Here is a 25,854-nt window from a genome sequence, read left to right on the forward strand (position 1 = left end):
GCCGTGCTCGGCCTCGGGTTGGATGTCGCCGCGGCAGCCTGCCTGGCGGTCGCGATCGGCGCACTGATCCAGTCGGTCGCGGGCTTCGGCCTGGGCCTGCTGTCGGGACCGGCGCTGGCCGCGCTCGACCCCCGGCTGGTGCCGGCGCCGGTGCTGCTGGTCACCGTCGCGCTCGGCCTGTTCGTGATCCTGCGCGAGCGTGGCGCGGTGGCCTGGCGCGAGGTCGGGCTGGCGACCGGCGGCCGGCTGGCCGGCTCGCTGGCCGCCGCGGCGGTGCTGGCGTCGGTCAACCTCGCCCTGTTCTACGTGGTGTTCGGCGCCATGGTGCTGATCGGCGTCGGCCTGTCGGTGGCCGGCCTGCACGGCCGGCTGAATGCCCGCAACCTCGTGCTCGCCGGCGTCGGCTCCGGCGTGATGGGCACCTTCGCGTCGATCGGCGCGCCGCCGGTGCTGCTGCTGTACCAGGGCGCCGACCTGCTGCGGGCGCGCGGCACGCTGGCGGTCTTCTTCGGCTGCGGCGCGGCGATGTCGCTGGTGGCGCTGGCGGCGTTCGAGCGGGTCGGCGAGGCCGACCTCGCCTATGCCGCGATGCTGCTGCCGGCCGTCGGCCTCGGCTTCGCGCTGGCGCCGGCGGTCGGGCGCCGCGTCGACAATCGCCTGCTGCGGTGGTTCGCGCTGGCCGTCAGCACGGCCGTCGCGGTCTATCTGGTCGTGCGCGGAATCGCCGGCCTGGCCGACTGAGCCGGCTCAGCGCCGGAAGCGGATCAGGCTGGAATGGGGCGGGATTCGCCCGGCCATGCCGCGGTCGCGCGTCGCCACCGCCGCCAGCACGCGCACGACCGCGCCATGCTCGTCCACCCACGGCAGCAGCAGGCCGCTGATCTGGTCGGCGCCCGGGTCGCTGAACGCGCAATGCACCAGCAGCGGGCCGCGCGCCGCCACGCAGGCACGGAAGATCGCGCCGAGGAACGGCCCGAACGGCGCCGGCAACGCCTCGATCGGACGGTTGGTCAGGTCGGCCGACAGCCGCCATGCCAGTTCCGACCCGAACAGGCGGAATGCCGGCGCGCCGGTGTCGGCGCAGACCTCGGCAACGGCGAGCCAGCCGAGCGCCGGGCGCAGCAGTTCCGGCTCCAGCCGGCGCGTGCGCGGCGGTCGACCGTCGCCGGCGCCGCATTGCTGCCAATAGGTGTAGGCGCAACGAAGAATCGCGTGCTGCAGGTCGTCGGCTACCGGATTCAACTTGATCAGCGGCCAGCCGGTCAATTTCACATGGTCGTTGCGAAGAACCAGATCCTGGATGGACTGCAACAGGGAATCCGCAATACCGCTATTGTTAATTGCGCCGATATTCTCAATATTTACCGGCCGCGCAAGCGAGCGCATGATCATTTTGCAGGAACTCTGGCCGATTATGGCTGGTGGGGGATGGCCGACTAGATCGCGCTGATGCTAGACACGAAGATGACGCGCGGCAAGCGCCCACAGCGATTGTTTGCGTGAAAGGTTCGTCATTGTGGAAGACTTGTAAAAGTCGCCACACTTCCGCCGGCGGGCGCGGCGACCGCGACGCGCTTGCCCGGCCCGGAGCGCACGATGGAATACGACCGCTACCTGCAGCTCGACCGTGTGCTCGACGCCCAGCGGCCGCTGACCGGCCAGCACGACGAGATGATGTTCATCGTCATCCACCAGACCACCGAGCTGTGGTTCAAGTGCGCGCTGCACGAGCTGGACGCCGCGATCGCGCACATCCGGGCCGACCGGCTGCAGGCGGCGGCGAAGATCCTGGCGCGGGTGTCGCGCATCCAGTCGCAGCTGATCCAGTCGTGGGACGTGCTGTCGACGCTGACGCCCGCCGACTACCTGACCTTCCGTTCCGCGCTCGGCAGTGCCAGCGGCCTGCAGTCGGTCCAGTACCGGCTGCTCGAGTTCCGGCTGGGCGCCAAGGACGCGACGCATGCCCGCCGTGCCGACGAGCCGACGCAACGCGCCCGGCTGGACGCGGCGATGGCGGAACCGAGCCTCTACGACGAGGCAATCCTCGCGCTCGGCCGGCAGGTGCCGATGGACGGAGCGGCAGGGCCGCGCGACTGGCGCGTGCCGCATGCGGCAGACCCGGCCGTCACCCGGGCCTGGATGGTGGTCTACCGCGATACCGAGCGCTACTGGGACCTGTACGAACTGGCCGAGAAACTGGTCGACCTCGCCGACTGGTACCAGCAATGGCGTTTCCGCCACCTGACCACGGTGGCGCGCATCATCGGCTTCAAGCCGGGCACCGGCGGCACGGCCGGCGTCGCCTATCTGAAGCGCGCGCTGGAGCATCGCTTCTTTCCCGAGCTCTGGGACGTGCGCACGGCGCTCTGAGCGGGCAGGGCGGCGCGGCAGCAGACCCTTCGCGCATCGTTAACCAATCCGATGCGCGAGATCGGCTAAGCTGCCGTCTCCCTCTCGCAGCCGAGCGCCGATGCAAGACAACGACGATCCGTACCAGATCCTGGGCCTCGGCCGCACCGCGTCGAAGGACGACGTCCGCCGCGCCTTCCGCGTCGCCGCCAAGGAATGTCACCCCGACCTCTATCCCGACGACCCGGTGCGCGCCGAGCGGTTCCGCCGCATCTCCTGGGCGCACGGGCTGCTGACCGACGACGCGGCCAGGCAGCGCCACGATGCCGGCCAGCGCCAAGCGCCGCCGCGGCCCCAAGGGCGGCAGCAGCAGGCGTCGTCCCGGCCGTCGGGCGAGGCAAAGGGCGGCAAGCGGTTCCGCTTCCCCGGCATCCGTGGCGCCGACGTGCGCTATGCGCTGCAGGTGAGCGCCGCCGAGGCACGGTCGGGCGCCACCAAGGCGCTGCAGACCGCAGACGGCCGTACGCTGAAGGTGAAGGTCCCGGCCGGCACCGCCGACGGCCACCAGCTGCGGCTGCGCGGGCAGGGGCTGCCGGGCAAGTTCGGCGGCGAGGCCGGCGACGCGCTGGTCGCCCTGCAGATCGAACTGCCGTCGGGCTTCCGCCGCGACGGCGACGACGTCCACTGCGAGGCCGACGTGCCGCTGGCCGCGGCGGTGCTCGGCGGCAAGGTCGCGGTTGAAACGCTCGAGGGCGCGGTCAACCTCAGCGTCCCGGCCGGCAGCAACGCCGGCACCGTGCTGCGGCTGCGCGGCCGCGGCGCCCGCCGGGAAGACGGTACCCGCGGCGACCAGATGGTGCACCTCCGCCTCGTGCTGCCGGAGCCGCCCGATCCGCGGCTGTCGGCGCTGCTGCGGCAGTGGGCCGAAGAGTCGACGGCCGCCAACGCACGATGATATGAACGGGCCGTGCCGCGGCCTCGGTCACGCGGGCCTCGATTCCGCCACAAAGGATCTAGATTTGTGGCGAGCCGATCAGCCGATGGAGTTCGGGCCATGAGATTCGCCACTGTCGCCTTCTCGATATCGTGCGCGCTTGCCGCGCTGCCGCTGGCCGCCGCCACGGCGATGACGTCGAACACGCCGGCCACCACCAACACCAGCAGCGGCGGCACCTCGGCGACGGCGGGGCTGATGGCCCAGGCGCAGGCCGCGGTCGACGCCGGCGACTACGCGAACGCGATCGCCGCGCTGAACCAGGTGGTGGCCGCCGAGCCGGGCAATGCCGACGCCCTCAACCTGCTCGGCTACTCGACCCGCTCGCTCGACCGCTTCACCGAGGCGATGGGCTTCTACGAGCGGGCGCTGGCGATCGACCCGGAACACCTGGGCGCCAACGAGTATTACGGCGAGCTGCTGATCAAGATGGGCGACATCGAAGGCGCGCAGGAGCGGCTGGCCGTGCTGGACGAGGTCTGTTTCCTCGGCTGCGACGAATATGACGCGCTGGCCGAGGCGATCGACGCCTATATGAACGCCGAATAGAGGCCCTACCGTACCAGCGCGGTCGGCGCCGTCTGCATCTCCGGCAGGTAGCCGGCATTGGGCACGATGACGATGTCCATCGGCTCGGTCTTGCCGCGGATCTCGACCTGGTCGGTGACATAGCCGTCGACCGGCAGGCCGGCGAGGTCGGCGACGCTGCGCGCCATCACCAGGTCCGCCCGGTACTCCTTGGTCAGGGTTTCCAGCCGGCTGGCGGTGTTGACCGAGTCGCCGATGGCGGTCAGGCCGATGGCCCCGGCATAGCCCATCTCGCCGACGATCGCCGGGCCGACGTTGATGCCGATGCCGACCCGGATCGGCCGCTTGAGCTCGTCGGTCAGCGAGGCGTTGAGTTCGCGCATGTTGGCGGCAATCAGCCGCGCGGCGTTGATCGCCTCGCGGCAGCCGCGTTCGGCGTCGCCCTCGACCCCGAACAGCGCCATCACGCCGTCGCCGATGAACTTGTCGAGATGCCCGCCGGCGGCCTCCACCGCCATGCCCATCGCGCGGAAATAGCGGTTGAGGATGAACACCAGGTCGTAGGGCAGCCGGTTCTCCGACAGCGCGGTGAACCCGCGCATGTCGGCGAAGAGGATGGCGATCGCCCGTTCCTGACCCTGCCGCATGCTGCCGGCGCGATGGCCGCTGACCGCGGTGGCGCTCGGCGGCAGCAGCGTGGTCACGGTCAGGTCCGCCACCGGGAAGGTCTGGCACGCCAGCCTGACGTTTGGCGGCGCGCCGATCCGGTCGAGCACGCGCCGTTCCTCGGCGGTGGCCGGCGGCAGGCCTTCGCCGCCGGCGCCGACCCGCACCCGGCAGGTCGAGCAGCGCCCGCGGCCGCCGCAGACATGGGCATGAGGCACGTTGTTGGTGCGGCTGACGTCGAGGACGCTGAAGCCGAGCGGCGCATCGAAGCTCGGCCCTCCGGCATAGCTGATGCGGAAGCGGTGGCGGCGCCGGTCGCGCAGGATCAGGCCGAGCCGTGCCAGCACGGTCGCGACCAGCAGGCCGGCCATCACGCCGAGCGTCCAGTCCTGCACGCTGGCGAGAACGGCGATGCCTTCGTCGTCGGGGAAGTCGATCCGCCGGACCAGGCGGGCATAGGCCTCGTCGTTGGCGGCGATCGCCGCCAGCTCGCGGCCCATGCTGGCGAAGCCGGCGAGTGCCGACGCCGGAATCAGCACCGCCAGCGCCAGCAGCCACGGCGCAAAGCGGCCATAGCGCGGCTTCAGCCGCAGCCAGAAATGCAGCCCGATGCAGCCGTGCACCCAGGCGGCCAGCAACGCCGCCGTCTGGATGACGGCCTGCCCCGGTGCCAGCACCCACAGCACCAGGACGACATAGATGTAGTCGACGGACTGGTCGATCAGCGATTCGGCGCCGCGGGTCGCCACCACGTGCTCCAGCACCAGCACCGGGATCGCCAGGCCGAGCAGCAGCTGCATGGCCTCGAGCGGGCGGATCTCGCGCATCCGGCGGCGCATCAGCAGGCTCCACAGCGCCAGCAGCATGTGGACGACCAGGCTGCCGTAAAGCAGGAACTGGCTGACCGGAAAGCTCCACACCGCCGCGAAGATCTGCTCGACCTCGGCCGCGGTGCGCAGCGAATAGAGCCCGACGGCGTGATTGAGGAAGTGCGTGAGGATGTAGGCGAACAGGACCAGCCCGGTCGCCAGCCGGATGCGCCGCACCATCGCAGTCACTTGTCCTGCCGGCGGTTTTCGGTCATTGAAGCGCTCAGTCTCAGCCGCGGCCCGTTCGGCGTGAATGCGGGTATGCCCCTGACACCGGATTCCATTCTGCGATGACCGTCTTGATGATCGCTGCTTTGGCCCTCGCTGCGGCCGGCACTGGCTATGGCGCGATCGTGGCTTTCATGTACACGCGGCAGCGTGCCCTGCTTTACCACCTCTCCCGTGTACGGCCAACGCTCGTCGATCACGACCTGCCCCGCATGCGCGAGGCCACCGTGCGTACCGCCGACGGGCTCGACCTGCTTGCATGGTACGCGCCGCGGACCGTCTCGGATGCGCACGTCCTGGTCTATTTCCACGGCAATGCCGGCACCCTGAACGAGCGGGCGGACAAGCTGCGCCCTTATCTGGAGGCCGGACTCGGCGTGCTGGCGGTGTCATGGCGCGGCTTCGGCGGCAATCCCGGCCGGCCGACCGAGGAAGGGCTCTATCGCGACGCCGACGCGGCGATCGAACTGCTCGGCGCGATGGGGCACCCGCCGCAGGACCTGGTGCTGTACGGCGAGTCGCTTGGCACCGCCGTCGCCACGCGATGTGCGGTCGAATATCCGGTCGCGGCGCTGGTGCTCGAGGCGCCGCCGCTGTCGATCGTCAAGATGGGACAGTGGCGCTATCCCTGGCTGCCGGTCGGGCCTTTGACCAAGGACCGCTTCGAGACCGACCGGCGCATCCAGCAGGTCAGGTGCCCGATCCTGATCATGCACGGCCGCAACGACGGCGTGGTCCCGTTCGAGATGGGCCAGACGCTGGCCAGGCTCGCCAACGGGCGTGCGGTTTTCCGCCCGTTCGACGAGGCGCACCACACCAACCTGCACGAGTACGGATCGGATCGCCACGTTCTGGACTTCCTGGCCGAACTGGGTCTCGCCACCGCGCCGTAATTGCTTGACTTGCCAGAATTCCCACCCCTACCGTAATCGCGGCTCCGGGCCTCTGACGCCCCCACGCGCCGACGGCGCCCGGTCCGCAAACTGGCCCGGTAAACGGGCCGTTGCTCTGTTGGGGAGGACATCCATGATCGTCCGTTTGGCCGCAGCGTCGGCCGCCTTGCTTGCGTCCACGGCCCTGGCCGGCGGCGCCTTCGCCCAGGAACATGTCATCTGGAACGACGACGGCACCGTCACGCTGCGTGCCGATCCGGAATACAAGTTCGAGATCACGGTCCCGCAGGAACAGCTCGGTTCGCTGTTCGCGCCGGACTACAAGCCGTTCGAGGGCGAGACCGTCACGGTGCTGACGCTCGATTCCGGCCCGATGGGCGGCATTTCCGGCCCGCTGTTCATGTTCCGCCCGATCTGGGAGGAACTCAGCGGCGGCACGCTGGAGATCGCGCTGACGCCGATCTCGGACCTCTACGCCAAGATGATGCTCGACCTGAACCAGGGCACGGGCCTGTACGACTCCATCATCGTCGGCGCGTTCTTCTACGGCGACCTGGTCGCCAACGGCTACATGATCCCGATCGACGACTACATGGCCTCGGGCGAGTACCCGCAGTGGTCGTACGACGTGATGCCGGATTCGCTGCGCAACCTCTACACCTGGGGCGGCGTCGGCTACGGCGTGCTCAATGACGCCGACGGCCAGGTGCTCTACTACCGCAGCGACATGCTGAACAATCCGGAGCACCAGGCGGCGTTCAAGGCGGAATACGGCTACGACATGCCGGTGCCGCCGCGGACCTGGCAGCAGCTGCTCGACATCTCCAACTACTTCAACGGCAAGAACTGGGACGACCACGACCCGGATCCGGACAGCGGCACCGTGCTGCACCTGAAGGTCGGCGAGCAGGGCCACTATCACTTCCAGTCGCTGTCGGCCTCGTTCGCGATGACCCCCGGGCCGGAGCTGGATCGCTACCACAATGTCTACTGGTTCGATCCGGAGGACATGACCCCGCTGATCAACAGCCCGGGCCATGTCGCGGCGCTGGAGTTCCTGCAGCAGCTGCACGCCACCGGGCCGCAGGCCCAGGTCGGCTGGTCGCTGGGCGAGGCGTGGGACTATTTCCTGCGCGGCAAGGCGATCTTCGTGTTCTCGTGGGGCGACGTCGGCTCGCTGTGCCAGGACGAGAGCCGCTCGGTGATCCGCGGCAACTGCGCCGCCGCCGTGCTGCCCAGCTCGGACACGTACTGGGACATGGAAAACAAGGCCTGGGTGGAGACCGATGATCCGGGCTTCGTCGGCAACACCACCGGCGGCTCGTGGCACGGCATCATCTCCGCCTTCTCCGATGCGCCGGACGCGACCTATTCCTTCCTGTCGCTGATGGCGATCGAGGAAAGCTCGAAGTGGCTGGCAACTTACGGTTGGAATGGCGTCGACCCGGGCTACTCGTACCAGTTCCTGCCGCCGGACGGCACCGCCGACCTGCAGGCCTACCTCGATGCCGGCTGGGCCGAGAACGACATCGTCACCTACAGCCATGCCTATGCCCTGAACTACAACGCGCCGACGATCCTGACCTACCTGCGGATCCAGGGTGCGCCGGAGTACTGGGACATCATGGACAAGAACCTGTCGGCGGCGATGAGCGGCGAGAAGACGGCGCAGCAGGCGCTGGACGACACCGCGGCCACCTGGGAGGAGATCACCGACCGGATGGGACGTGACGGCCAGCTCGAGGCCTATCGGACCGCCATCGGCTACGGCCAGTAGGAACCCTGGCGACCTGACGAGCGACCGCCCCGTGCACGGCCCACGGCCAGGCGCGGGGCGGCGCTTCTCTCCAACCCGAACATTCCGGTCACCGATGCACGCGACGCCTGCCGATACCGCCCGGGCGGCCGGGGACGACTGACATGCGCTGGAAGGGCAAAGTCGGCACCCTGTTCCTGATGCCGGCGGTGATCTGGGTCCTCGTCTTCACCATCTTCCCGCTCGGCTATTCCCTCGTGCTCAGCCTGCACAAGGTGGATTCCAAGGTCGAGGTGGTGGGCCGCGAGACCGTGCCGGTGCTCGACGACGCCGGCAACCCGGTGCTGAAGCCGAATGGCGAGCCGCGCACCCGGACCGAGGTGATCCGCGAACTGAATCGGACCTACACCTGGAACGACTTCGCCAACTATACCCGTGCGTTCGGCGACCAGCAGGTCCACGACGCCGCCACCTTCACCGGCATCTTCGTTGTGGCCGGCGTGCTGATCGAGATCCTGCTCGGGCTGCTGCTGGCCTATCTGTTCAACCGACCTATGATCGGCCGCGGGCTGATGCGGTCGATCATGATCCTGCCGATCTTCGCGACGCCGATCGCCATCGGCTACCTGTTCTTTACGGTGTTCTACGAGGAGGGCGGGCCGCTCGAATGGACCGGGCTGCCCTGGCTATCGGACCCGACCATGGCCAAGATCTCGGTCATCCTGGTCGACATCTGGCAATGGACGCCGTTCTGCTTCCTGGTGTTCCTGGCGGCGCTGCAGGGCATCCCGGAGGAGCAGATCGAATCCGCCAAGCTCGACAGCAGTTCCAACTGGGATCTGTGGCGCTCGGTCATCCTGCCGGCGCTGAAGCCGATCATCGTGATCGTCGGGCTGCTGCGCTTCGCCGAGGCGCTGAAGCTGTTCGACATCATCGCGACGTTGACCAAGGGCGGACCCGGCACCGCCACCCAGTCCTACACCTATTATGCGTATAACGCCGGCTTCAAGCTGCAGGACTACGGCTATGCCTCGGCGCTCGCCTTCCTGTTGCTGATCGTGGTGATGATCATCGTCACCTTCTTCTTCCGCTTCCTGCGGCAAACCTATGACTAGGCGGCGCAACGAGGCGGGCCGGTCGGACTCGTCGCTGGCGGTGGCGCTCTATTCGCTGCTCGCCATCATCATCACGCTGATCTTCTTCTTCCCGCTGTACTGGGCGATCTCGAACAGCCTGCGCGAACCGGCGGAGACCTTCACCGTCGCCGGCATCGGCTTCCCGTTCCTCGACTTCCAGCCGACGCTGGACAACTGGCTGGCCGAGATCGAGGTGAAGGAGGCCTACAACTCGTTCTTCAACAGCATCATCGTGTCGTCGGGCTCGACCCTGATCGCGCTGGCGCTGGGCCTGCCGGCCGCCTATGCGCTGGCCCGCTTCCGCTTCACCAAAATCAAGAACAAGGACCTGACGGTCTGGTTTCTGTCGCAGCGCGTGCTGCCGCCGGTTGCGACCGCGGTGCCGTTCTTCTTCGTCTTCACCACGCTCGGCATGCAGGATTCGCTCTACTCGCTGATCCTGATCAACGCCACCTTCATCCTGCCGTTCGTGGTGGTGATCGTGCGCCAGACCTTCCAGGACCTGCCGATCGAGCTGGAGGAGGCGGCCCTGGTCGACGGCGCTTCGCACCTGCGCGCCTTCGTGCGCATCGCGGTGCCGCTGGCCGCGCCGGCCATCGCCGCGTCGGCGCTGATCATGTTCGCCTTTGCCTGGAACGAGTATCTGTTCGCGCTGATCCTCAGCCTGACCGAGGCCTCGGTGATGCCGACCCACATCGCCGGCGGCGCCGACACCCGCGGCGTGCAGTTCTGGTTCGTCGCGGTGCGGTCGCTGATCGCGATGGTGCCGCCGGTGCTGCTGGCGCTTTTCGCCCAAAGGTATATCGTTCGCGGTCTGACCCTGGGTGCCGTGAAGGGCTGACGCGCCACGATGAATACCGAGATGACGTCCGTGCTGATCCGGCCGGCCAGGCCGGAGGACGGCCGTGCCATCGCGCGCGTGCACGTCGAGGCCTGGCGCGACGCCTATGCCGGCATCCTGCCGGCCGGCTATCTGGTGCGCCGGATCGAGCGCCACGCGGCGGCCAGCCTGCCGCGGCCGTCCGCGGCGACCGGGCGATCCGGCCGGCGGAGCGCCACGCTGGTCGCCGAGCTGGACGCGGTGGTCGGCTACGTCACCTTCGGGCCGGCCCGCCACGTCGCCGACCCGGCGACCGGCGAGATCGCGGCGCTTTACGTGCGGCCGGACGCACAGGGCAGGGGACTGGGCCGCGCGCTGGTCGAGACCGCGTTGCAACGCCAGTTCGCCGCCGGCTGCCGGGCGGTCGAGGTCGAGGTGCTGGCGGAGAACCCGGCGCGCCATTTCTACACCGCCATGGGGGCGAAGCTGGTCGGCGAGGGCGCACACCGTTTTGCCGGCCGCATGCTGCCGGTCGCCTTCTACCGCTGGGCCGCGCCATAGGGCGGCGGCCGGGCGACCGACCTACCCGGATTTTTGTGCTGGCCAGCGTTGCCGCGGCGGCGTATTCGGGCGCTCTCATCTGCCCGAATCACGCCGCACCGCGAGGGTCCCGTCATGCCGGCCGACCAGCATGATCACATTCTCATTCTCGATTTCGGCAGCCAGTTCACCCAGCTGATCGCGCGCCGGGTCCGCGAGGCCGGCGTCTATTGCGAGATCTGGCCGTTCGATGCCGCCGAGGACCGCATCCGCGCCTTCGCGCCGCGGGCGATCATCCTGTCCGGCGGCCCGGCCTCGCTGACCGGCGCGGAATCCCCGCGCGCGCCGCAGGCGGTGTTCGCGCTCGGCGTGCCGATCCTCGGCATCTGCTATGGCGAGCAGGCGATCTGCGACCAGCTCGGCGGCACGGTCGAGCAGGGCGACACCCGCGAGTTCGGCCGCGCCGAGGTCGAGGTCACCGCCGCCTGCACCCTGTTCGACGGCGTCTGGACGCCGGGCGAGCGCCATCCGGTGTGGATGAGCCACGGCGACCACGTCACCGCGCTGCCGCCGGGCTTCGTTGCGGTGGCGCGCAGCCGCGGCGCCCCGTTCGCCGCCATCGCCGACGAGGACCGCCAGATCTACGGCGTGCAGTTCCACCCCGAGGTGGTACACACGCCCGACGGCGCCCGGCTGCTGGAGAACTTCGTGCGCAACGTCGCCGGCTGCCGCGGCGACTGGACCATGGCCGCGTTCCGCGACGAGGCGATTGCCGCCATTCGCGCCAAGGTCGGCGCCAGCGGCCGCGTCATCTGCGGGCTGTCCGGCGGGGTCGATTCCAGCGTCGCCGCGGTGCTGATCCACGAGGCGATCGGCGAGCGGCTGACCTGCATCTTCGTCGACCACGGCCTCTTGCGGCTGCACGAGGCCGACGACGTGGTCGCCCTGTTCCGCGGCAGCTACAACATCCCGCTGGTGCATCGCGACGCCTCCGAGCTGTTTCTCGGCCGGCTGGCCGGCGTCGAAGACCCCGAGCAGAAGCGCAAGATCATCGGCAACACCTTCATCGAGGTGTTCGAGGAAGAGGCGGCCCAGATCGCCGATGCCGACTTCCTGGCCCAGGGCACGCTCTACCCCGACGTGATCGAGTCGGTGTCGCCGACCGGCGGGCCGAGCGCCACCATCAAGTCGCACCACAATGTCGGCGGCCTGCCGGAGCGGATGCGGCTGAAGCTGATCGAGCCGCTGCGCGAGCTGTTCAAGGACGAGGTGCGCGCACTGGGCCGCACGCTGGGACTGCCGGAGCGCATGGTCGCCCGCCATCCGTTCCCCGGCCCGGGGCTGGCGATCCGCATTCCCGGCGCGGTCGGCCGCGCCCAGGCCGACATCCTGCGCAAGGCCGACGCGATCTACCTGGAAGAGATCCGCGGCGCCGGGCTGTACGACGCCATCTGGCAGGCCTTCGCGGTGCTGCTGCCGGTGCGCACCGTCGGCGTGATGGGCGACGCCCGCACCTACGACCAGGTCTGCGCGCTGCGTGCGGTCACCTCGACCGACGGCATGACCGCGGAGTCCTACCCGTTCGAGCACGCCTTCCTCGCCCGCGTCGCCACCCGCATCATCAACGAAGTCGACGGCATCAACCGCGTCGTCTACGACGTCACCTCGAAGCCGCCGGGCACGATCGAGTGGGAGTGAGCCGTGCGATGCGGGTGAGGCCGTGATCTACCATCTGGCCAGGCAGGGCGACTGGGCTGCGGCGCAGGGCGGCGGCGGCTATGGCGGCGGCGCGCAGGACCGGCGCGACGGCTACATCCACTTCTCCACCGCGGCGCAGATCGTCGAGAGCGCGGCAAAGCACCGCGCCGGCGAGCCCGACCTGCTGCTGCTGGCGGTCGACGAGGCGCGGCTGGGCGACGCACTGCGCTGGGAGGCATCGCGCGGCGGCGCGCTGTTCCCGCATCTCTACGGCACGCTGGCGCCGGACGCGGTCGCCTGGACCGCGCCGCTGCCGCTCGGCCCGGACGGCAGGCACGTCTTTCCCGCGCTGCCGGACTAGGGAAGCGCCGGCAGCCGGCCGATGGAAAGCCGCTCGATCACACGGTAGGTCTGGCCGTCGAGGTCGACCAGCCGCAGGCCGACATAGGCGCGGGCCGGATTGACCCGCGCGACCTCGGCGCTGAGCGTCAGCACGCCGTAGCTGGGCACGTCCAGCACCACCCGGTATTCCTCGCCGATGCGGAACGCGCGCGGGCTGGCGGCGCGGGCGATGACGCCGACGCCGAGGCCGCCCAGGCTGATGTCGATGATCTCGACCGGCAGGTCGCCGATCCTGGCCGTCAGCCGCGTGGGCCGGCGCCGGTCGCGCCGCCGCTCGATGCGCGCATAGCCGACCAGATGCCTGCGGATCATTGCCCGGTCCTTTCGCCCGAAAACGCCTCATTTGGCCCAGGAGGCGGCCATAATTGAAATGTATATGGGCATCGATTAAGGAACCTTTCACGAAACGGGACAGGGATACGTCAATGATGCGCGACCGGGCCCGAAGGTTGATGGCGACCGCCGGCACCACCGGCCTGGCGGCCTGTGCCGGCCTGGCGGCGGGGCTTGCCGCCGCGCCGGCGGCGGAGGCGGCCCAGCGCTATGCCCTGCTGGTCGGGGTCACCGACTATCCCGCGCTCGACGAACGCATGTGGCTGCACGGACCGGCCAACGACGTCGCGCTGATGGAGCAGGTGCTGCTGCAGCAGGGCTTCACCCCCGACGCGATCACCGTGCTGTCGCAGGGCGAGACCAGCGAGGGCGAGCCGACGCGCGCCGCCATCCTCGGCGCGATCGACGGCTTGATCGACACCGTCGCGCCCGGCGACTTCGTCTATCTGCACTTCGGCGGCCACGGCTCGCAGCAGCCGGCCGCGGCCGATGCGGGCGAGCTCGACGGCTTCGACGAGATCTTCCTGCCCAGCGACGTCGGGCCGTGGGACGGCCGCCAGGGCACCGTGACCAATGCCATCGTCGACGACGAGCTGCAGCCGCGCATCGCCGCGTTGCGCGAGGCCGGCGCCTTCGTCTTCGCCGTGTTCGACAGCTGCCATTCCGGCACCATGCTGCGTGCGGTCAACGCCGGCGAGATGGACCGGCGGCTCGACCCGTCTCTTCTGGGCATCCCCCAAGACGCGATCGCGGCCGCCCAGGCCGCGGCGGTGCACACCCGCGGCGGCGCCGCGGCGGTAGAGTCGATCCTCGACGGCGAGACCGCCCGCGGCGGCGGCGACGCGTCGCTGGGCGGCTATGTCGCCTTCTACGCGGCGCAGACCACCGAGACCACGCCGGAGCTGCGGCTGCCGGCCGGCGATCCGAACCGCCAGACCTACGGCCTGTTCAGCTACACGCTGGCCAGCGTGTTCGCCGCCCATCCCGGCATCACCTATCGCCAGGCCGCCCAGCAGGTGCTGGTCGACTATGTCGCCGACAACCGCAATGCGCCGACCCCGCTGTTCGAGAGCGACGGCGTCTCGCTCGACGCCGTGCTGCTGAGCGGCACGCCGGCCGACGAGGTGCGGCAGTGGCCGGTGGCCGAGGACCGCGGCGGCTGGCGCATCCCGGCGGGCCGGCTCAACCAGCTCGACCAGGGCGCGGTGCTGGCGGTCTATCCCGACGCGCTGGCCGGGCCCGACGACGCGCCGCTGGGTTATGTCGAGGTCGACAGCGCCCAGATCGTGCACAGCATCGTGCTGCCGGTCGCCTATGGCGACCTGCCGGCGATGGACGAAATCCCGGAGGGCGCCTTCGCCCGGCTGGTCGACGCCCATTATTCGGTGGCGCTCGCCGTCGCGCTGCCGGAGCAGCCGGCCGAGGCCGACCCCACCGACGCGCCGGCCTGGGCGGTGCTCGACCGGCTGATCGACGAAGGGCTCGACCAGGTCGCCATCACCTGGGTGCCGGGGACGGAGAGTGCGGACCTGCGCCTGCACATCGCCGACGGCCGGTTGTGGCTGCTGCCGCCGTCGGGCGAGATGAGCGCCGCCAGTGCCTACCTGACCATCCCCGAGGACGGCAACGCGATCGCCTTCGCCGAGTTCGAGGAGGACCTGGAGGACAACCTGCGCAAGGTCGCGCGGGTCAACGCCCTGTTCTCGCTCGCCGACCAGCTGGCATCGACGGCGATCGGCCGCGAGCTGACGGTCGACCTGTCGGTGCAGCGGCGCGACGGCACGGTCGAGGCCTTCGCCCTCGGCGACTTCCCCGCGCTCGCCGACGGCGACGTCATCACCTTCGCCGTCACCAACAGCTCGAACCAGGTCGTCGACCTGACCGCGCTGTTCATCGACAGCCAGTTCGGCATCGAGCCGTGGTTCCCCTACCAGGGCGAATCCAACCGGATGAATCCGGGCGAGACGCTGTCGTCGCAATTGGAAGTGAACGTGTCGACCGTCGGCGTCGAGCGCTTCCTGTTCATCGCCGCCGGCGTCCAGCCCGGCGCGCCGCGGGCGGACTTCTCGTTCCTGGCGCAGGCCGGGCTGACCACCCGCGCGCTCGGCACCTCGGGGCTCAGCGGCGCCACCATCGCCGACGTGCTCGCCGATGCCGGCGTCGACGTGGCGGCCACCCGCGGCGGCGGCCGGCCGGCCATGTCGCTCGCCACCATGTCCAGTTTCAGCTGGACCGTGATACCGGACCAATAGCAGAAATCGGCCTTATCCATGCCATAGAGGCATGCTGGAATCCGAGCATCGGAATCGAAGGGAGCTCCCAGATGAAACGACTCCATACGACAGCCCTCTCGTCGCTCGCCGCCCTGGCGCTGCTGGCCGGCGCCGCGCAGGCCGAGAGCGTGACCAATGCCGACACCGGCGCGTCCCTGGACGACGCCGCCATCGCGGCCGTGCAGGACATGGGCCTGGCACAGCAGCTGGCGGCCCAGGGGCTGGAGAGCGGCGACGCGATCCTGCTGATCGCGGCGGCGCGCATCGCCAATCAGGTCGCTGCGGTCAGCAACGACGACATGGTCCCGCGCGATCCTGAGATGGGTAGCGGCGAGGGCTCGCCGGGCCTGCACACCGCCGCGGAGATGCTGGCGGCGGCGCGCGAGCTGGCCGGCGACCGGCCGGACCTGATCGGCCTGATCGAGGACGCCGAGGCCGAGGGTTCGCGCGGCAGCGTCTACGGCTCGGGCTACTACGACGGCTACATCGACGGCGGCATCAACCTCTACTACGACGAGGCGTTCTACGGCGGTGAGCAGGCGGTGGTGACGCTGCAGGGCCACAACCCGTCGGACATCGACCTGTGGATCTACGACGAGTACGGCAACCTGATCTGTTCCAGCACCGGCTATTCGTCGAACGAGAGCTGCTCGTGGACGCCGCGCTGGACGGGCGATTTCACCATCCGCGTGGAGAACGAGGGCCACCCGCAGGGGACCTACTTCACGCTGTGGACCAATTGAAGGGCCGCGCCCCTTCGTGCAACAGGGCGGGCCCGCACGGCCCGCCCTATTTGTCGGGGCCGGCTCAGCTGTCGGCCCAGCGGCGCAGCAGGTTGTTGTAGGCCTTGCAGCTGCGGTCCGCCGCAGCCTCCAGCGGGCCGGGTCCATGCGCAGTCAGTGCGTCGCGCACCATGGCCAGGTCGGCCAGCAGCTCGCGCCGCCCGTCATCGCGGACATGGCTTTCCACCCAGGTGACCGCGACCAGGCGCTCGCCCCGCTCGACCGGCGCGACCCGGTGCAGGCTGGTCGACGGATAGACCACCGCACTGCCGCGCGGCAGCTTCACCTCCTCGTCGGCGACCGCACCCTCGAGCACCAGCGCGCCGCCGTCGTAGTCGCCGGGGTCGTTCAGGAAGATCGTCACCGACAGGTCGGTGCGCAGCGCCTGGCCGCCCGGCCGCATCAGCGCATCGTCGACGTGCCAGCCATATTCCATGCCGGGCCCGTAGCGCGACAGCAGCGGCGGCGCGATCCGGCGGGGCAGGGCGAAGCGCTGGAACCCGGGGTCGCGCCACAGCGCATCGCCGATCAGCCGGTTGAGCCGGTCGGCCTGCTCCGGCGTCTTCTTCAGCTGGCGGTTGCGCTTGACCCGCCGGGCCAGCGCGCCTGCCGTCTCCCGCCCGTCGACGAACTCGCCCTGCTCGAACGCGGCCAGCACCTCGGCGAGTTCGCCGGGGCGCAGCACGGCATCGAGCAGGGCCATGCGCACGGGGCGTCAGGATCCCGGCGTCAGGATCCGTCCTTCCACTGGCCGTCGCTGTCGCGGCAGGCCGCGTCGCGGCTGGCCTCGCCGCTGCCGTCGCGCATCACCGACACCTCGTACTCGCGGCAGTAGATGCCGATGGCGCTCTGATAGGTCCGCAGCGGCGTCACGGTCCCGTGCATCCCGGTCGCCGGATTCTGCCAGCTCTCGGACTCGCCGCTCGCGCGGGTCTCCAGGGCGAGCTGGATCGCGCCGTTGATGGCGCTGCGGTCGCTGGCCTGGACCACCGGGCCGGCGGCCGGCGCGCCGGTCTGGCAGCCGGCGAGCAGGGTCATCGCGCCCGCCGCCACCAGAGACGTCAGGACCTTGTTCTGGCTTGAGTCGATCATTGTCGCTTCCGCCTTTCTTCTCGTTGTTCCGGACGGCGCATGGCGCGATGCGCGGGCACATGCCGGTGCCCGCGCCGCGCGCCGCGCTCGCGATGCGATGGCGACTATTGCCATCCGCTGCCGATCAGTTCCATCTCCTGCTCGCGCGTCAGGTTGGGCCCGACCTGGTTGAGCGCGCCGGAGCCGGGCACCTGGCCGCCGAGGATGAGGTAGCCGCCGCTGGCGCCGCTTTCGCCAGCCTCGCCATAGGGGCCGGACTGGCCGCTTCCGCCCGAACCGCCGCTGTGACCGGAGCCGCCGCTTTCGCCCGACTCGCCGCTGTCCCCGGACTCGCCGCCGTGGCCGGATCCCCCGCTGTCGCCGCCGCCGGAGCTGCCGCCTTCGCCGCCACCGGAACCGCCGCCGCCCGAGCCGCTGCTGCCGGAGCCGCCTTCGCCGCCGCTGCCGCCGTCGTCATCGCCGCCCTTGTTGTGCACCAGATAGCCGTCGGCGAAATAGCTGTGATCGCCGTCGAGGATCAGGTTGTAGACCCGGGTCGCCGGATCGGCGTCGAAGGCCTCGATCGCATGCAACGACGCATAGCTCAGGCGCAGCTCCGGCTCCGGCGCCAGCACCACCGCGCCGCGCACCTGCGGCTCGCCCAGGCGGACAAGGGCGCGGGCCAGCGCATCGCCGACCTGCAGGCTGCCGACCGCGAGTTGCGCGGTCTCGCGCCGGGTGGCGACCGGATCGATCGCCTTCCAGCCCTCGCGCGTCATGAACGGATGCTCCGCCGTCACGAAGGCCGGGCCGCCGTTCAGTGCATAGAGCTTGCGGCCGTCCAGCCGCGGCCGCTCCACCCGCACGACCCGATTGGCCTTGCCGTTGCGCCCCATGACCAGGGCACCGACCGGGATGCGCTCGATCGCGCAGCTCTGGCCGTTGGCCAGCAGCACCTGCGTGCCGGCCACGAAGCAGCTCGACGCGTAGGCGGTGTTGAAGAAATGGCCGTCGTCCAGCGACGGGACGGTCAGCGGCATGCCGACCAGAACGATCGCAAGCGCGCTGGTCGTCGCCAGCAGCCTGCGCTTGTTACGTGAATTGCTTGCCCGCACCTGCCTGTCCTCCGTTTCACCCGATTGTCACGATTGGAAGATGCCAGGACAACACGGGCGTTAACGAATCCATCCGGCCCGCGGCCGAAATATTGCCGCCAGCGCAAAAAAAAGGCGCCGCCGGCTGGACCGGCGGCGCCGATGCGAGGCAGGAACGCGGTGCCGCTCAGGACTGGTGGCTGGCGATCTTCGCCATCAGCGCGTCGCGCTCGGCGCCCTCGGGGGCCGCCTCGGCCGCGCGCTGCCAGGTCTCGCGAGCCCGATCGACCTGGCCGGCGCCGAGATAGGCGTCGCCGAGCCGGTCGATCACCGTCCAGTCGCCGTCGAACATGTTCAGCGACCGCTCATAGTCGGCGATGGCCAGGTCGTACTCGCCGCGCTGGAAGTGCACATAGCCGCGCGTATCGATGAAGGTCGGCGACGGATGCACGTCGACCGCCTGCTCGGCCAGGTCCAAGGCCTCGTCCAGCCGGTCGTGGCGCGAGGCCAGCATCCAGGCCAGGTTGTTCATCGCACCCGGGTAGCCGTCGGTGATCGCGCGCCGATACCACTCCTCGGCGGCGGCGAAGTCCTGCGGCACGCCCAGGCCGTTCTCGTAGAGGTAGCCGAGGTTGCGGATGGCGTAGACGTCTTCCTGTGCCGCGGCCGATTCGTAGAGCTGCAACGCGCGGGCATAGTCCTGTGCCACGCCTTCGCCGCGCTGGTACAGCACGCCGAGCTTGGTCTGCGCGAAGGGCAGGCCGGCCTCCGCCGCCTCCGAGAACCACTCCGCGGCCTGGCTGAGGTCGCGCTCGACGACGCGGCCCGATTCGTACATCAGGCCGAGATTGACCTGGGCGCGCGCGTCGCCGCTCTCCGCTGCCGTGCTCAGATAGTCGAAGGCCCGGTGCTCGTCGCGCTCGACGCCGCGGCCGGTCAGGTACATCTGACCGATGTAGTACTGCGCGCTCGCATTGCCCGAGTCGGCGAGCGGCGCCAACTCCTCATAGGCGGTCTCGAAGTCGCCCGAGTTGAACGCGTGCACGCCCGACAGATAGCCCGCCCGAGCCGCGACGGGCGTTGCCACGACGAGCATGAGCGCGAGGAGAGCGCGGTGCATGCCTTTGATCCCTTCCAATGATTGGCCACGGCACGTGGCGATGGTGCGTGTTTGCCCGTCCATTGTGGCGGCGTTACGGCACCGCCAAGGTCTTCCGCCGGCAAATCCTCACCAGAGTCTTAATAGAGAAACGCGCCGGGTGTTATTTATAATGTGAGAGAAAGCGGCAATTCGATGCTGCAGCCGTTGCCGCAACAAAATCATCGCCCGGCCGACAATTCGCCTCAGTTGGCCGGCACTCATTGCCGATCAAGACAATGCGCACGGCCCGCCGGCCTACAGAGCGGGCGCGCGGTTCGGTGGAGAACTTTGACATGCTCAAACTGGTGGCGGCTTCGACCCTGGCGCTGAGTGCGCTGGCAGCCTCGATTCCCTTCGCGCATGCCGGCAACGGCCGGCCCGGCGACGACCATTGCGGCATGCAGTTCGCGCCAGCCGCCGACGCCATGCAGGCCCTGACCGCGGCGTCGCTGGCGTCCGCCCGCACGCTTTCGCTGGCCTCCGAGCTGGCGCGCTATGGCACAGCCAACGCTTCGGCCTCGGCCCTGCTGGTGGCGGCCGGCATGATCGAGGATCTCGACGTCGCCGCAGTGCCCGGCTCCGCGCTATCGTTCACCGGCGCCGAGGCGCTGCTGGCCGATGCGCGCACCCTGGCCGGCGAGGACGCGGCGCTGGTCGCACTGATCGACGACCGGCTCGAGGCCGGCGACCGCGGCAGCGTCTTCGACGTCGAGCCGATGACCGGGCAGGGCGGCGAGAGCTGGGTCGACGCCGGCGATTCGTTCCTGTTCACCCGCACCTACGACGACGATACCGATGCGGTGCTGACGTTGATCGCCGGCACCGGCGACGCGCTGGACGTGCGGGTGCTCGGCGCCGACGGCGAACTGCTGTGCGAAGGCGCGCTGGTCGACGGCGCCCACAGCTGCGTCTGGCCCGCGGTGGCCGGCCTCAGCTACGACATCCAGATCACCAACCAGGCCGAGAACTCGGCGGCGTTCACGGTCTGGACGAACTGACGCAGGGGATGCCTGTCTCCCATGCCGGCGCGCGCCGGCCGCCGTCCAGCCCCCGTGGCGGGGCGGCGGGCCGGATGCGCGCAGCCGTGTACCTCGGCGTCGGATCGGCCTGACCGTGGCCGCGCCCCGTTCCCAGGAACGGGGCGCGGCTTTTTTGCGCAGCAATTGCGACTGCCGCCGAATGTTGATAGATCATGCCATTGTAAATCACAGTTTCGGGCCATTCCTCCCTGGATTGTGCCGATTGTCGACACAATCCCCGGTGAGAGTGCTCACAGGACGGGAAGGACGGGTGGTCCACCGTTGCTGCCCAGCGGCCAAGGCTTGCCACCGGTTTCGCGCATGGTCCGCTGTTCGCCAAGACCACTTACTGGAGGTTTCTCGATGAAGACGATGTTCCGCGCGACGGCCGGCCTTGCCATTGCGGTTCTGGCCAGCACCGCGCTGACCGGTCTCGCTTCGGCCGAGACGGCGGTCAACGCGACCGACGACAAGCCGCTCGGCGCCGAGACGGTGCAGCCGATCCACGAGCTGACTCTCGCCCAGCAGCTCGCGATCTACGGCGTCGAGAACCAGGACGCGATGTCGCTGATCGTTGCCGCGCAGATCATGGACAAGTACCTGCTGTCCGACAGCGACGTGCAGCCGCGCGACAACAACGGCGCGGTTCCGGACGGGACCGCTCCGATCATCGCCAGCGTCGGCGACATGCTGACCGCCGCCCGCGACCTGGCCGGCGACCGCCAGGATCTGCTGGCCATGATCGACGACATCGAGCAGGGCGGCTCGCGCGGCAGCGTCTACGGCGAGGGCTCCTACGAGGACTGGATCGGTCCGTACGACTCGGTCGCCTATGACGAGGGCTTCTTCGGCAACGAGCAGGCGATCGTCACCCTGAACGGCTGGGACGACACCGATCTCGACCTCTATGTCTACGACGAGTACGGAAACCTGATCTGCCAGAGCGTCGGCTACAGCTCGTCCGAATATTGCGAGTGGACACCGCGCTGGACCGGCAACTTCACCGTGGTCGTCTACAATAACGGCGGTATCGAGAACAGCTACTCGCTGTGGACCAACTGACCTGTCCGACGGGCGCCGCTGGCCGGCGCCGACGGCGAATGCGCGGGCGGCCTTCGGGCCGCCCGTTTCGTTTCCGGGCGGGAGGTCAGGGCAGGCGGATGATGCGCGGGCCGGTGCTGGCCAGCGCCGGCGTCGAATCGGCAGGCGCCGGCGTCGTCGTCTGGCCGCGCAGCACCTGCGGCGCGCCACCGGCGGCCGGCGCGATGCGCAGCATGTGCTGCGACCCGGCCTCGGCGATCGGGCCGGAGACGGTCGGCTGGGCCGGACTCGAATCGACCACCACCGGCAGGTCCAGCGTCTCCGACGGCAGGCAGTCGAGCGACATGGCGCTGCCCATTTCCTCCAGCCGCGCCGCGACCGCGCAGACATAGGGGCGCTGATAGCGTTGGGCGCTGGAGTGGTAGTAGGCGACCGCGTCGGTCCACGACCCGGTCATCGCATAGAGCCCGAGCAGGAACTTGGCGGCATAGTCGGCGTTGAGCGCGGGATCGAGCCCGTCGGCGGGATCGGCGAACGCGTCGGGGTGCCAGCGCAGGTTGATCTGCATGCAGCCGACGTCGATCGAGGCCATGCCGCCGGCACGGAGCTCGGTCAGCGCCGCCGCGGCACTGGCGCGGTCGTCGAAGAATTTCGGCGTGCCCTCGGCGTTCAGCACGAACGGGGTCAGCCCGGATTCGACCATGCCGATCGCCAGCAGCACATCGGCCGGCACCTCGTGCGCCGCCGCGGCGGCGGCGATCGCCGGCTCGCAGGCTGCAGGCAGGGCAACGCCGGCCGCCGGCGCTTCGGCCACGGTGCCGTCCTCGGGATCGAGCGACACGACCAGCGGATCGGCCGAAGCCGCGGTCACGCAGCCGGTTGCCGCGAACAGGGCGGCGGCGATGCGGGCGAGGACGAGCGGGCCAGGGGTCATGCCGGCACGATGCCGGCACAGGGTTAGTTTTCCGTCAACGCGGCGCGCTCAGCGCTTGCGCGCCAGCGTCAGGCCGTCGCCGACCGGCACCATCGACAGGCTGACGCGGTCGTCGGCGTGCAGCGTGCGGTTGAGGTCGCGGATCGCCAGGGTATCCTCGTCGGACAGGGTCTTGTCGGCGACCTTGCCGCCCCACAGCACGTTGTCGATCATGATCAGGCCGCCGCTGCGCACCAGCGTCAGGCACTGCTCGTAGTATCTCAGGTAGCCGGTCTTGTCCGCGTCGATGAAGGCCAGGTCGAAGCTGCCGGCCTGGCCCGCGTCGATCAGCGCCTGCAGCGTCTCCGCCGCCGGCGCCAGCCGCAGGTCGATGCGCCCGGCGACGCCGGCCTCTTCCCAGTAGCGCCGGCCGATCGCGGTGGTCTCCGGGTTGATGTCGCAGGCGACCAGCAGGCCGTCCTCCGGCAGCGCCAGCGCCACCGCCAGTGCGCTATAGCCGGTGAAGGTGCCGACCTCGATCGCCCGGCGCGCGCCGACCAGCTCGGTCAGCAGCGCCATGAACTGCCCCTGCTCCGGCGCGATCTGCATGCCCGACCAGCGCATCGGCGCCGTTTCCAGACGCAGCCGGCGCAACACGTCGGGCTCGCGCACCCCGTTGGCGAGCAGGTAGGCATAAAGCGGCTCGGTCACATGGATCGTACGGCTCGTCATCGCTTCCCGTTTCCCACCGCGGACACGGCGAATCGCCCTGGCTCGCCGGCATCTTACTGCCGCCCGCCCGATAGGCCAGCCCGGCTTCCCGCCGCGGCGGCGTGCGACCGAGCCGGCGCAACGGTTTGGCTTGTCCGCCTTCGGGCGACTGCTTATCTTCCGCTCGCGCTCGGGGCGTAGCTCAGCTTGGTAGAGTGCTTGCTTTGGGAGCAAGATGTCGCTGGTTCGAATCCAGTCGCCCCGACCAGCGATTGCCGGTCCGACCACGGCCGGCCGAAACCGACCGCCAGCAGGGAACCGCCACGCGATGGACGTCAGGATCTACCAGCCGGCCAAGACCGCCATGCAATCCGGCCGCGCCAAGACCAAGAGCTGGGTGCTGGAGTTCGAGCCGACCGCGCCGCGCACCCACGACCCGCTGATGGGCTGGACCAGCTCGCGCGACACCCGCCAGCAGTTGCGGCTGACCTTCCCCACGAAGGATGAGGCGGTGGCCTATGCCCGGGCGCACGGCCTGATGTACACGGTGTTCGAGCCGAAGGAGCGGACGGTCCGCCCGAAGGCCTATGCCGACAATTTCGCCTACGGCCGCAAACAGCCCTGGACGCACTAGGCGAACCGCATCCGCATCGGGCACACTGCGCCCGCGCCGGCCCCGTAGCTCAACAGGATAGAGCAACGGCCTTCTAAGCCGTAGGTTGCAGGTTCGAGCCCTGCCGGGGTCGCCACGCCCGCCGGCGACACTGCGCCGTCAGCGATAGGAGCGGTCGACCGCCACCGCCTTGACCAGCGCGAACACCGGCTTGCCCGGCGCCAGCCCGAGTTCGTGCACGGCGCGCACCGTCACCCGCGCCCAGATCACCGAATCGCCGCAGGCGATGGCCACGTCGGCCTGAGCCGGACCGAACGGCACCAGGGCGCGCACGCTGCCCGGAATGATGTTGCGGATGCTGAGGCCGCTGGGCTCGCTGACCGCGATCGCCACGTCCTGCGGGTCGATCCGCAGGCGCACGCGCGCGCCGACCGAAGCCGGGAAGCCCGGCACGCGGATCACGCGTCCGGCCAGCCGCAGCTCCAGCATCTCGTGCACCAGGTCCTTGCCGCAGACCTGGGCGTCCAGCACCGTGCCGCCGTCGACGGCGACGAAGCGGGCATGGTGCTCCTCGCTCTGCGACAGGGCGGAGACCGGGCCGGCGGCGACGATGCGGCCGCCGTCCATCATCAGCATCCGGTCGGCGATGCGCGCCACCTCGCGCAGGTCGTGGCTGACGTAGAGCATGGTCAGGCCGAGACGGTCGCGCAGCTCCTCGATGAACGGCAGGATCTGCGCCTTGCGCGCGGCGTCGAGCGCGGCCAGCGGCTCGTCGAGCAGCAGCACCTCGGCGTCGGCCAGGATGGCGCGGCCCAGCGCCACGCGCTGGCGCTCGCCACCGGACAGCCCGGCCGGGCGGCGGTCGAGCAGGGCGGCGAGGCCGAGCAGCTCGATCACCAGCTCCGGCTGCGGTCCGCCAGCGCCGCGCCGCGACCGGCGCCGGCCGTAGAGCAGGTTGTCGCGCACGGTCATGTGCGGGAACAGCCGGCCCTCCTGGAAGACATAGCCGACGCGGCGGCGCTCCGGCGCCAGCCGGATGCGCGCAGCGGCGTCGAACACCACGCTGCCGCCGATGGCGATGCGGCCGCGCGAGGGCCGGTCGAGGCCGGCGACGCAGTTGATCGTGGTGGTCTTGCCGCAGCCGGACGGGCCGAACAGCGCGGTGATGCGGCCGGGCTCGGCCGCGAACGCCACGTCGAGCGCAAACGCGCCGCGCGTCAGCGCGATCTCCGCCTCGATGCCGGGCGAAGCCGCCATCAGCGCTGCCCGATCCGGCGCGCCACCCGGCGGGCCAGCAGTTCGGAGGCGAACAGCGCGGCGAAGGCGACCACCAGCGAGACGATCACGATCCGCAGCGCGGCGTCCTCGCGGTCGGGCTGGTTGGCATATTGGAACAGCAGCAGCGGCAGGGTCTGGGTCTCGCCGGGGATGTTGCCGACGAAGGTGACGGTCGCGCCGAACTCGCCCAGGCAGCGGGCGAAGGCCAGGATCGAGCCGGTGACGATGCCGGGCAGCATCAGCGGCAGGGTGACGGAGCGGAAGGCGTCGGCCCGCCCGGCGCCGAGCGTGCGGGCGGCCTGCTCCAGCCGGCCGTCGACCGCCTCCAGCGACAGCCGCACCGCGCGCACCAGCAGCGGGAACGCCAGCACCCCGGCCGCCACCGCGGCGCCGACCCAGGTGAAGGCGATCTCGATCCCCAGGGTGTCGTGGAGCCAGCCGCCGATCCAGCCGCGGCGGCCGAACGCCAGCAGCAGCACATAGCCGACCACTACCGGCGGCAGTACCAGCGGCACGTGCACGATGGCGTTGAGAATGCCGCGGCCGGGCAGGCGGCTGCGCACGATCACCCAGGCGACGCCGACGCCGAGCGGCACGCTGACCAGGGTCGCGACCGCGGCCACCCGCAGGCTCAGCCACAACGCCTCGGTCTCGGCCGGCCCCAGCCAGTCACCCATGGCAGTGCCGGCGCGGGCGCCGATCGGGC

General features: G+C 70.0%; 28 protein-coding genes and 2 tRNA genes. 19 read left to right on the plus strand and 11 right to left on the minus strand.

The features are described 5' to 3' along the window. Positions 1-3 precede the first annotated feature (3 nt). Complete coding sequence (locus R3F55_04575; GenBank protein MEZ5666705.1) at positions 4-741, plus strand: sulfite exporter TauE/SafE family protein; 738 nt, start codon at positions 4-6, stop codon at positions 739-741. 6 nt (positions 742-747) lie between these two features. On the opposite strand, the gene R3F55_04580 is transcribed toward R3F55_04575, so the two are convergent. Then, positions 748-1,242 carry a PAS domain-containing protein gene (locus tag R3F55_04580; protein ID MEZ5666706.1) on the minus strand — a complete coding sequence of 165 codons (495 nt, stop codon included), beginning with the start codon at positions 1,240-1,242 and terminating at the stop codon, positions 748-750. Between R3F55_04580 and R3F55_04585 the strand changes: the two genes are divergently transcribed. The 4 genes from R3F55_04585 (at position 1,213) to R3F55_04600 (ending at position 3,892) form a co-directional block, all read left to right on the plus strand. After that, positions 1,213-1,440 (plus strand): hypothetical protein, encoded by a 228-nt coding sequence (locus R3F55_04585; protein MEZ5666707.1) that lies wholly within the window; start codon positions 1,213-1,215, stop codon positions 1,438-1,440. The genes R3F55_04580 and R3F55_04585 overlap by 30 nt on opposite strands. Before the next feature lie 156 nt (positions 1,441-1,596). After that, positions 1,597-2,370 carry a tryptophan 2,3-dioxygenase family protein gene (locus R3F55_04590; protein ID MEZ5666708.1) on the plus strand — a complete coding sequence of 258 codons (774 nt, stop codon included), beginning with the start codon at positions 1,597-1,599 and terminating at the stop codon, positions 2,368-2,370. A 100-nt stretch (positions 2,371-2,470) separates the two neighbouring features. Continuing rightward, a complete protein-coding gene (locus R3F55_04595) occupies positions 2,471-3,304 on the plus strand; it encodes a DnaJ C-terminal domain-containing protein (protein ID MEZ5666709.1) in 834 nt (277 codons plus the stop codon). Positions 3,305-3,403: 99 nt separating this feature from the next. After that, on the plus strand, positions 3,404-3,892 hold the full coding sequence (locus R3F55_04600) for a tetratricopeptide repeat protein (protein MEZ5666710.1): 489 nt from the start codon (positions 3,404-3,406) through the stop codon (positions 3,890-3,892). 5 nt (positions 3,893-3,897) lie between these two features. On the opposite strand, the gene R3F55_04605 is transcribed toward R3F55_04600, so the two are convergent. After that, complete coding sequence (locus R3F55_04605) at positions 3,898-5,586, minus strand: adenylate/guanylate cyclase domain-containing protein (protein MEZ5666711.1); 1,689 nt, start codon at positions 5,584-5,586, stop codon at positions 3,898-3,900. Between the two features lie 260 nt (positions 5,587-5,846). On the opposite strand from R3F55_04605, the gene R3F55_04610 reads away from it, so the two are divergent. The 7 genes from R3F55_04610 to R3F55_04640 all read left to right on the plus strand — a co-directional run bounded on the left by R3F55_04610 (position 5,847) and on the right by R3F55_04640 (position 12,838). Then, positions 5,847-6,527, plus strand: a complete 681-nt coding sequence (locus R3F55_04610) for an alpha/beta fold hydrolase (protein MEZ5666712.1) — start codon at positions 5,847-5,849, stop codon at positions 6,525-6,527. Positions 6,528-6,660: 133 nt separating this feature from the next. Next, positions 6,661-8,304, plus strand: coding sequence for an extracellular solute-binding protein (locus tag R3F55_04615; GenBank protein MEZ5666713.1), 1,644 nt, complete (start codon positions 6,661-6,663; stop codon positions 8,302-8,304). Between the two features lie 143 nt (positions 8,305-8,447). Further along, positions 8,448-9,398, plus strand: a complete 951-nt coding sequence (locus R3F55_04620; protein ID MEZ5666714.1) for a sugar ABC transporter permease — start codon at positions 8,448-8,450, stop codon at positions 9,396-9,398. Then, positions 9,391-10,260 (plus strand): carbohydrate ABC transporter permease, encoded by an 870-nt coding sequence (locus R3F55_04625; GenBank protein MEZ5666715.1) that lies wholly within the window; start codon positions 9,391-9,393, stop codon positions 10,258-10,260. Before R3F55_04620 ends, R3F55_04625 begins: the two co-directional genes overlap by 8 nt. A gap of 21 nt (positions 10,261-10,281) precedes the next feature. Next, on the plus strand, positions 10,282-10,800 hold the full coding sequence (locus R3F55_04630; protein ID MEZ5666716.1) for a GNAT family N-acetyltransferase: 519 nt from the start codon (positions 10,282-10,284) through the stop codon (positions 10,798-10,800). 114 nt (positions 10,801-10,914) lie between these two features. Further along, positions 10,915-12,477, plus strand: a complete 1,563-nt coding sequence (gene guaA, locus R3F55_04635) for a glutamine-hydrolyzing GMP synthase (protein ID MEZ5666717.1) — start codon at positions 10,915-10,917, stop codon at positions 12,475-12,477. Between the two features lie 22 nt (positions 12,478-12,499). Beyond that, positions 12,500-12,838: a DUF952 domain-containing protein gene (locus R3F55_04640; GenBank protein MEZ5666718.1), complete on the plus strand. Its 339-nt coding sequence runs from the start codon at positions 12,500-12,502 to the stop codon at positions 12,836-12,838. Here the strand turns inward: R3F55_04640 and R3F55_04645 are convergent. After that, the gene (locus R3F55_04645; protein MEZ5666719.1) at positions 12,835-13,191 is read right to left on the minus strand and encodes a PilZ domain-containing protein; all 357 of its coding nucleotides are present in this window, start codon (positions 13,189-13,191) and stop codon (positions 12,835-12,837) included. The genes R3F55_04640 and R3F55_04645 overlap by 4 nt on opposite strands. A gap of 116 nt (positions 13,192-13,307) precedes the next feature. On the opposite strand from R3F55_04645, the gene R3F55_04650 reads away from it, so the two are divergent. Next, positions 13,308-15,464 carry a caspase family protein gene (locus R3F55_04650; protein MEZ5666720.1) on the plus strand — a complete coding sequence of 719 codons (2,157 nt, stop codon included), beginning with the start codon at positions 13,308-13,310 and terminating at the stop codon, positions 15,462-15,464. A gap of 71 nt (positions 15,465-15,535) precedes the next feature. Continuing rightward, positions 15,536-16,228 carry a hypothetical protein gene (locus tag R3F55_04655; GenBank protein MEZ5666721.1) on the plus strand — a complete coding sequence of 231 codons (693 nt, stop codon included), beginning with the start codon at positions 15,536-15,538 and terminating at the stop codon, positions 16,226-16,228. Between the two features lie 64 nt (positions 16,229-16,292). Here the strand turns inward: R3F55_04655 and R3F55_04660 are convergent, their stop codons facing one another. The 4 genes from R3F55_04660 to R3F55_04675 form a co-directional block, all read right to left on the minus strand. After that, the gene (locus tag R3F55_04660; GenBank protein MEZ5666722.1) at positions 16,293-16,970 is read right to left on the minus strand and encodes a Fe2+-dependent dioxygenase; all 678 of its coding nucleotides are present in this window, start codon (positions 16,968-16,970) and stop codon (positions 16,293-16,295) included. 26 nt (positions 16,971-16,996) lie between these two features. After that, a complete protein-coding gene (locus tag R3F55_04665; protein MEZ5666723.1) occupies positions 16,997-17,359 on the minus strand; it encodes an RT0821/Lpp0805 family surface protein in 363 nt (120 codons plus the stop codon). Positions 17,360-17,463: 104 nt separating this feature from the next. Then, entirely contained in the window at positions 17,464-18,453 is a 990-nt protein-coding gene (locus R3F55_04670; GenBank protein MEZ5666724.1) for a Hint domain-containing homing endonuclease, read from the minus strand. A gap of 166 nt (positions 18,454-18,619) precedes the next feature. Next, positions 18,620-19,552, minus strand: a complete 933-nt coding sequence (locus R3F55_04675; protein ID MEZ5666725.1) for a tetratricopeptide repeat protein — start codon at positions 19,550-19,552, stop codon at positions 18,620-18,622. 314 nt (positions 19,553-19,866) lie between these two features. On the opposite strand from R3F55_04675, the gene R3F55_04680 reads away from it, so the two are divergent. Next, positions 19,867-20,571, plus strand: a complete 705-nt coding sequence (locus tag R3F55_04680) for a hypothetical protein (protein MEZ5666726.1) — start codon at positions 19,867-19,869, stop codon at positions 20,569-20,571. 384 nt (positions 20,572-20,955) lie between these two features. Beyond that, complete coding sequence (locus tag R3F55_04685; protein ID MEZ5666727.1) at positions 20,956-21,654, plus strand: hypothetical protein; 699 nt, start codon at positions 20,956-20,958, stop codon at positions 21,652-21,654. 85 nt (positions 21,655-21,739) lie between these two features. Here the strand turns inward: R3F55_04685 and R3F55_04690 are convergent, their stop codons facing one another. Further along, positions 21,740-22,567, minus strand: coding sequence for a transglycosylase SLT domain-containing protein (locus R3F55_04690; protein ID MEZ5666728.1), 828 nt, complete (start codon positions 22,565-22,567; stop codon positions 21,740-21,742). Positions 22,568-22,615: 48 nt separating this feature from the next. Next, positions 22,616-23,278 carry a class I SAM-dependent methyltransferase gene (locus R3F55_04695; GenBank protein MEZ5666729.1) on the minus strand — a complete coding sequence of 221 codons (663 nt, stop codon included), beginning with the start codon at positions 23,276-23,278 and terminating at the stop codon, positions 22,616-22,618. 170 nt (positions 23,279-23,448) lie between these two features. Here R3F55_04695 and R3F55_04700 point away from each other — a divergent pair. The 3 genes from R3F55_04700 (at position 23,449) to R3F55_04710 (ending at position 24,006) form a co-directional block, all read left to right on the plus strand. Beyond that, positions 23,449-23,525, plus strand: a tRNA-Pro gene (locus tag R3F55_04700). 60 nt (positions 23,526-23,585) lie between these two features. Continuing rightward, positions 23,586-23,891 carry an ETC complex I subunit gene (locus R3F55_04705; protein MEZ5666730.1) on the plus strand — a complete coding sequence of 102 codons (306 nt, stop codon included), beginning with the start codon at positions 23,586-23,588 and terminating at the stop codon, positions 23,889-23,891. A 38-nt stretch (positions 23,892-23,929) separates the two neighbouring features. Continuing rightward, positions 23,930-24,006 (plus strand) — tRNA-Arg (locus R3F55_04710). A gap of 23 nt (positions 24,007-24,029) precedes the next feature. Here the strand turns inward: R3F55_04710 and modC are convergent. Next, on the minus strand, positions 24,030-25,127 hold the full coding sequence (gene modC, locus R3F55_04715) for a molybdenum ABC transporter ATP-binding protein (protein MEZ5666731.1): 1,098 nt from the start codon (positions 25,125-25,127) through the stop codon (positions 24,030-24,032). Then, positions 25,127-25,825, minus strand: a complete 699-nt coding sequence (modB, locus tag R3F55_04720; protein ID MEZ5666732.1) for a molybdate ABC transporter permease subunit — start codon at positions 25,823-25,825, stop codon at positions 25,127-25,129. The genes modC and modB overlap by 1 nt, the downstream gene beginning before the upstream one ends. Positions 25,826-25,854 lie beyond the last annotated feature (29 nt).

This window comes from Alphaproteobacteria bacterium (assembly GCA_041396705.1).
GTDB lineage: Bacteria > Pseudomonadota > Alphaproteobacteria > CALKHQ01 > CALKHQ01 > CALKHQ01.

What these genes read in the sequence shown, in the direction of transcription:
- R3F55_04590 (MEZ5666708.1), top strand. Translation starts at nt 1,597, where the DNA reads ATGGAATACGACCGCTACCTGCAGCTCGACCGTGTGCTCGACGCCCAG.
- R3F55_04595 (MEZ5666709.1), top strand. Translation starts at nt 2,471, where the DNA reads ATGCAAGACAACGACGATCCGTACCAGATCCTGGGCCTCGGCCGCACC.
- R3F55_04600 (MEZ5666710.1), top strand. Translation starts at nt 3,404, where the DNA reads ATGAGATTCGCCACTGTCGCCTTCTCGATATCGTGCGCGCTTGCCGCG.
- R3F55_04605 (MEZ5666711.1), bottom strand. Translation starts at nt 5,586, where the DNA reads ATGGTGCGGCGCATCCGGCTGGCGACCGGGCTGGTCCTGTTCGCCTAC.
- R3F55_04610 (MEZ5666712.1), top strand. Translation starts at nt 5,847, where the DNA reads ATGCGCGAGGCCACCGTGCGTACCGCCGACGGGCTCGACCTGCTTGCA.
- R3F55_04615 (MEZ5666713.1), top strand. Translation starts at nt 6,661, where the DNA reads ATGATCGTCCGTTTGGCCGCAGCGTCGGCCGCCTTGCTTGCGTCCACG.
- R3F55_04620 (MEZ5666714.1), top strand. Translation starts at nt 8,448, where the DNA reads ATGCGCTGGAAGGGCAAAGTCGGCACCCTGTTCCTGATGCCGGCGGTG.
- R3F55_04625 (MEZ5666715.1), top strand. Translation starts at nt 9,391, where the DNA reads ATGACTAGGCGGCGCAACGAGGCGGGCCGGTCGGACTCGTCGCTGGCG.
- R3F55_04630 (MEZ5666716.1), top strand. Translation starts at nt 10,282, where the DNA reads ATGACGTCCGTGCTGATCCGGCCGGCCAGGCCGGAGGACGGCCGTGCC.
- guaA (MEZ5666717.1), top strand. Translation starts at nt 10,915, where the DNA reads ATGCCGGCCGACCAGCATGATCACATTCTCATTCTCGATTTCGGCAGC.
- R3F55_04645 (MEZ5666719.1), bottom strand. Translation starts at nt 13,191, where the DNA reads ATGATCCGCAGGCATCTGGTCGGCTATGCGCGCATCGAGCGGCGGCGC.
- R3F55_04650 (MEZ5666720.1), top strand. Translation starts at nt 13,308, where the DNA reads ATGCGCGACCGGGCCCGAAGGTTGATGGCGACCGCCGGCACCACCGGC.
- R3F55_04655 (MEZ5666721.1), top strand. Translation starts at nt 15,536, where the DNA reads ATGAAACGACTCCATACGACAGCCCTCTCGTCGCTCGCCGCCCTGGCG.
- R3F55_04660 (MEZ5666722.1), bottom strand. Translation starts at nt 16,970, where the DNA reads ATGGCCCTGCTCGATGCCGTGCTGCGCCCCGGCGAACTCGCCGAGGTG.
- R3F55_04665 (MEZ5666723.1), bottom strand. Translation starts at nt 17,359, where the DNA reads ATGATCGACTCAAGCCAGAACAAGGTCCTGACGTCTCTGGTGGCGGCG.
- R3F55_04675 (MEZ5666725.1), bottom strand. Translation starts at nt 19,552, where the DNA reads ATGCACCGCGCTCTCCTCGCGCTCATGCTCGTCGTGGCAACGCCCGTC.
- R3F55_04680 (MEZ5666726.1), top strand. Translation starts at nt 19,867, where the DNA reads ATGCTCAAACTGGTGGCGGCTTCGACCCTGGCGCTGAGTGCGCTGGCA.
- R3F55_04685 (MEZ5666727.1), top strand. Translation starts at nt 20,956, where the DNA reads ATGAAGACGATGTTCCGCGCGACGGCCGGCCTTGCCATTGCGGTTCTG.
- R3F55_04690 (MEZ5666728.1), bottom strand. Translation starts at nt 22,567, where the DNA reads ATGACCCCTGGCCCGCTCGTCCTCGCCCGCATCGCCGCCGCCCTGTTC.
- R3F55_04695 (MEZ5666729.1), bottom strand. Translation starts at nt 23,278, where the DNA reads ATGACGAGCCGTACGATCCATGTGACCGAGCCGCTTTATGCCTACCTG.
- R3F55_04705 (MEZ5666730.1), top strand. Translation starts at nt 23,586, where the DNA reads ATGGACGTCAGGATCTACCAGCCGGCCAAGACCGCCATGCAATCCGGC.
- modC (MEZ5666731.1), bottom strand. Translation starts at nt 25,127, where the DNA reads ATGGCGGCTTCGCCCGGCATCGAGGCGGAGATCGCGCTGACGCGCGGC.
- modB (MEZ5666732.1), bottom strand. Translation starts at nt 25,825, where the DNA reads ATGGGTGACTGGCTGGGGCCGGCCGAGACCGAGGCGTTGTGGCTGAGC.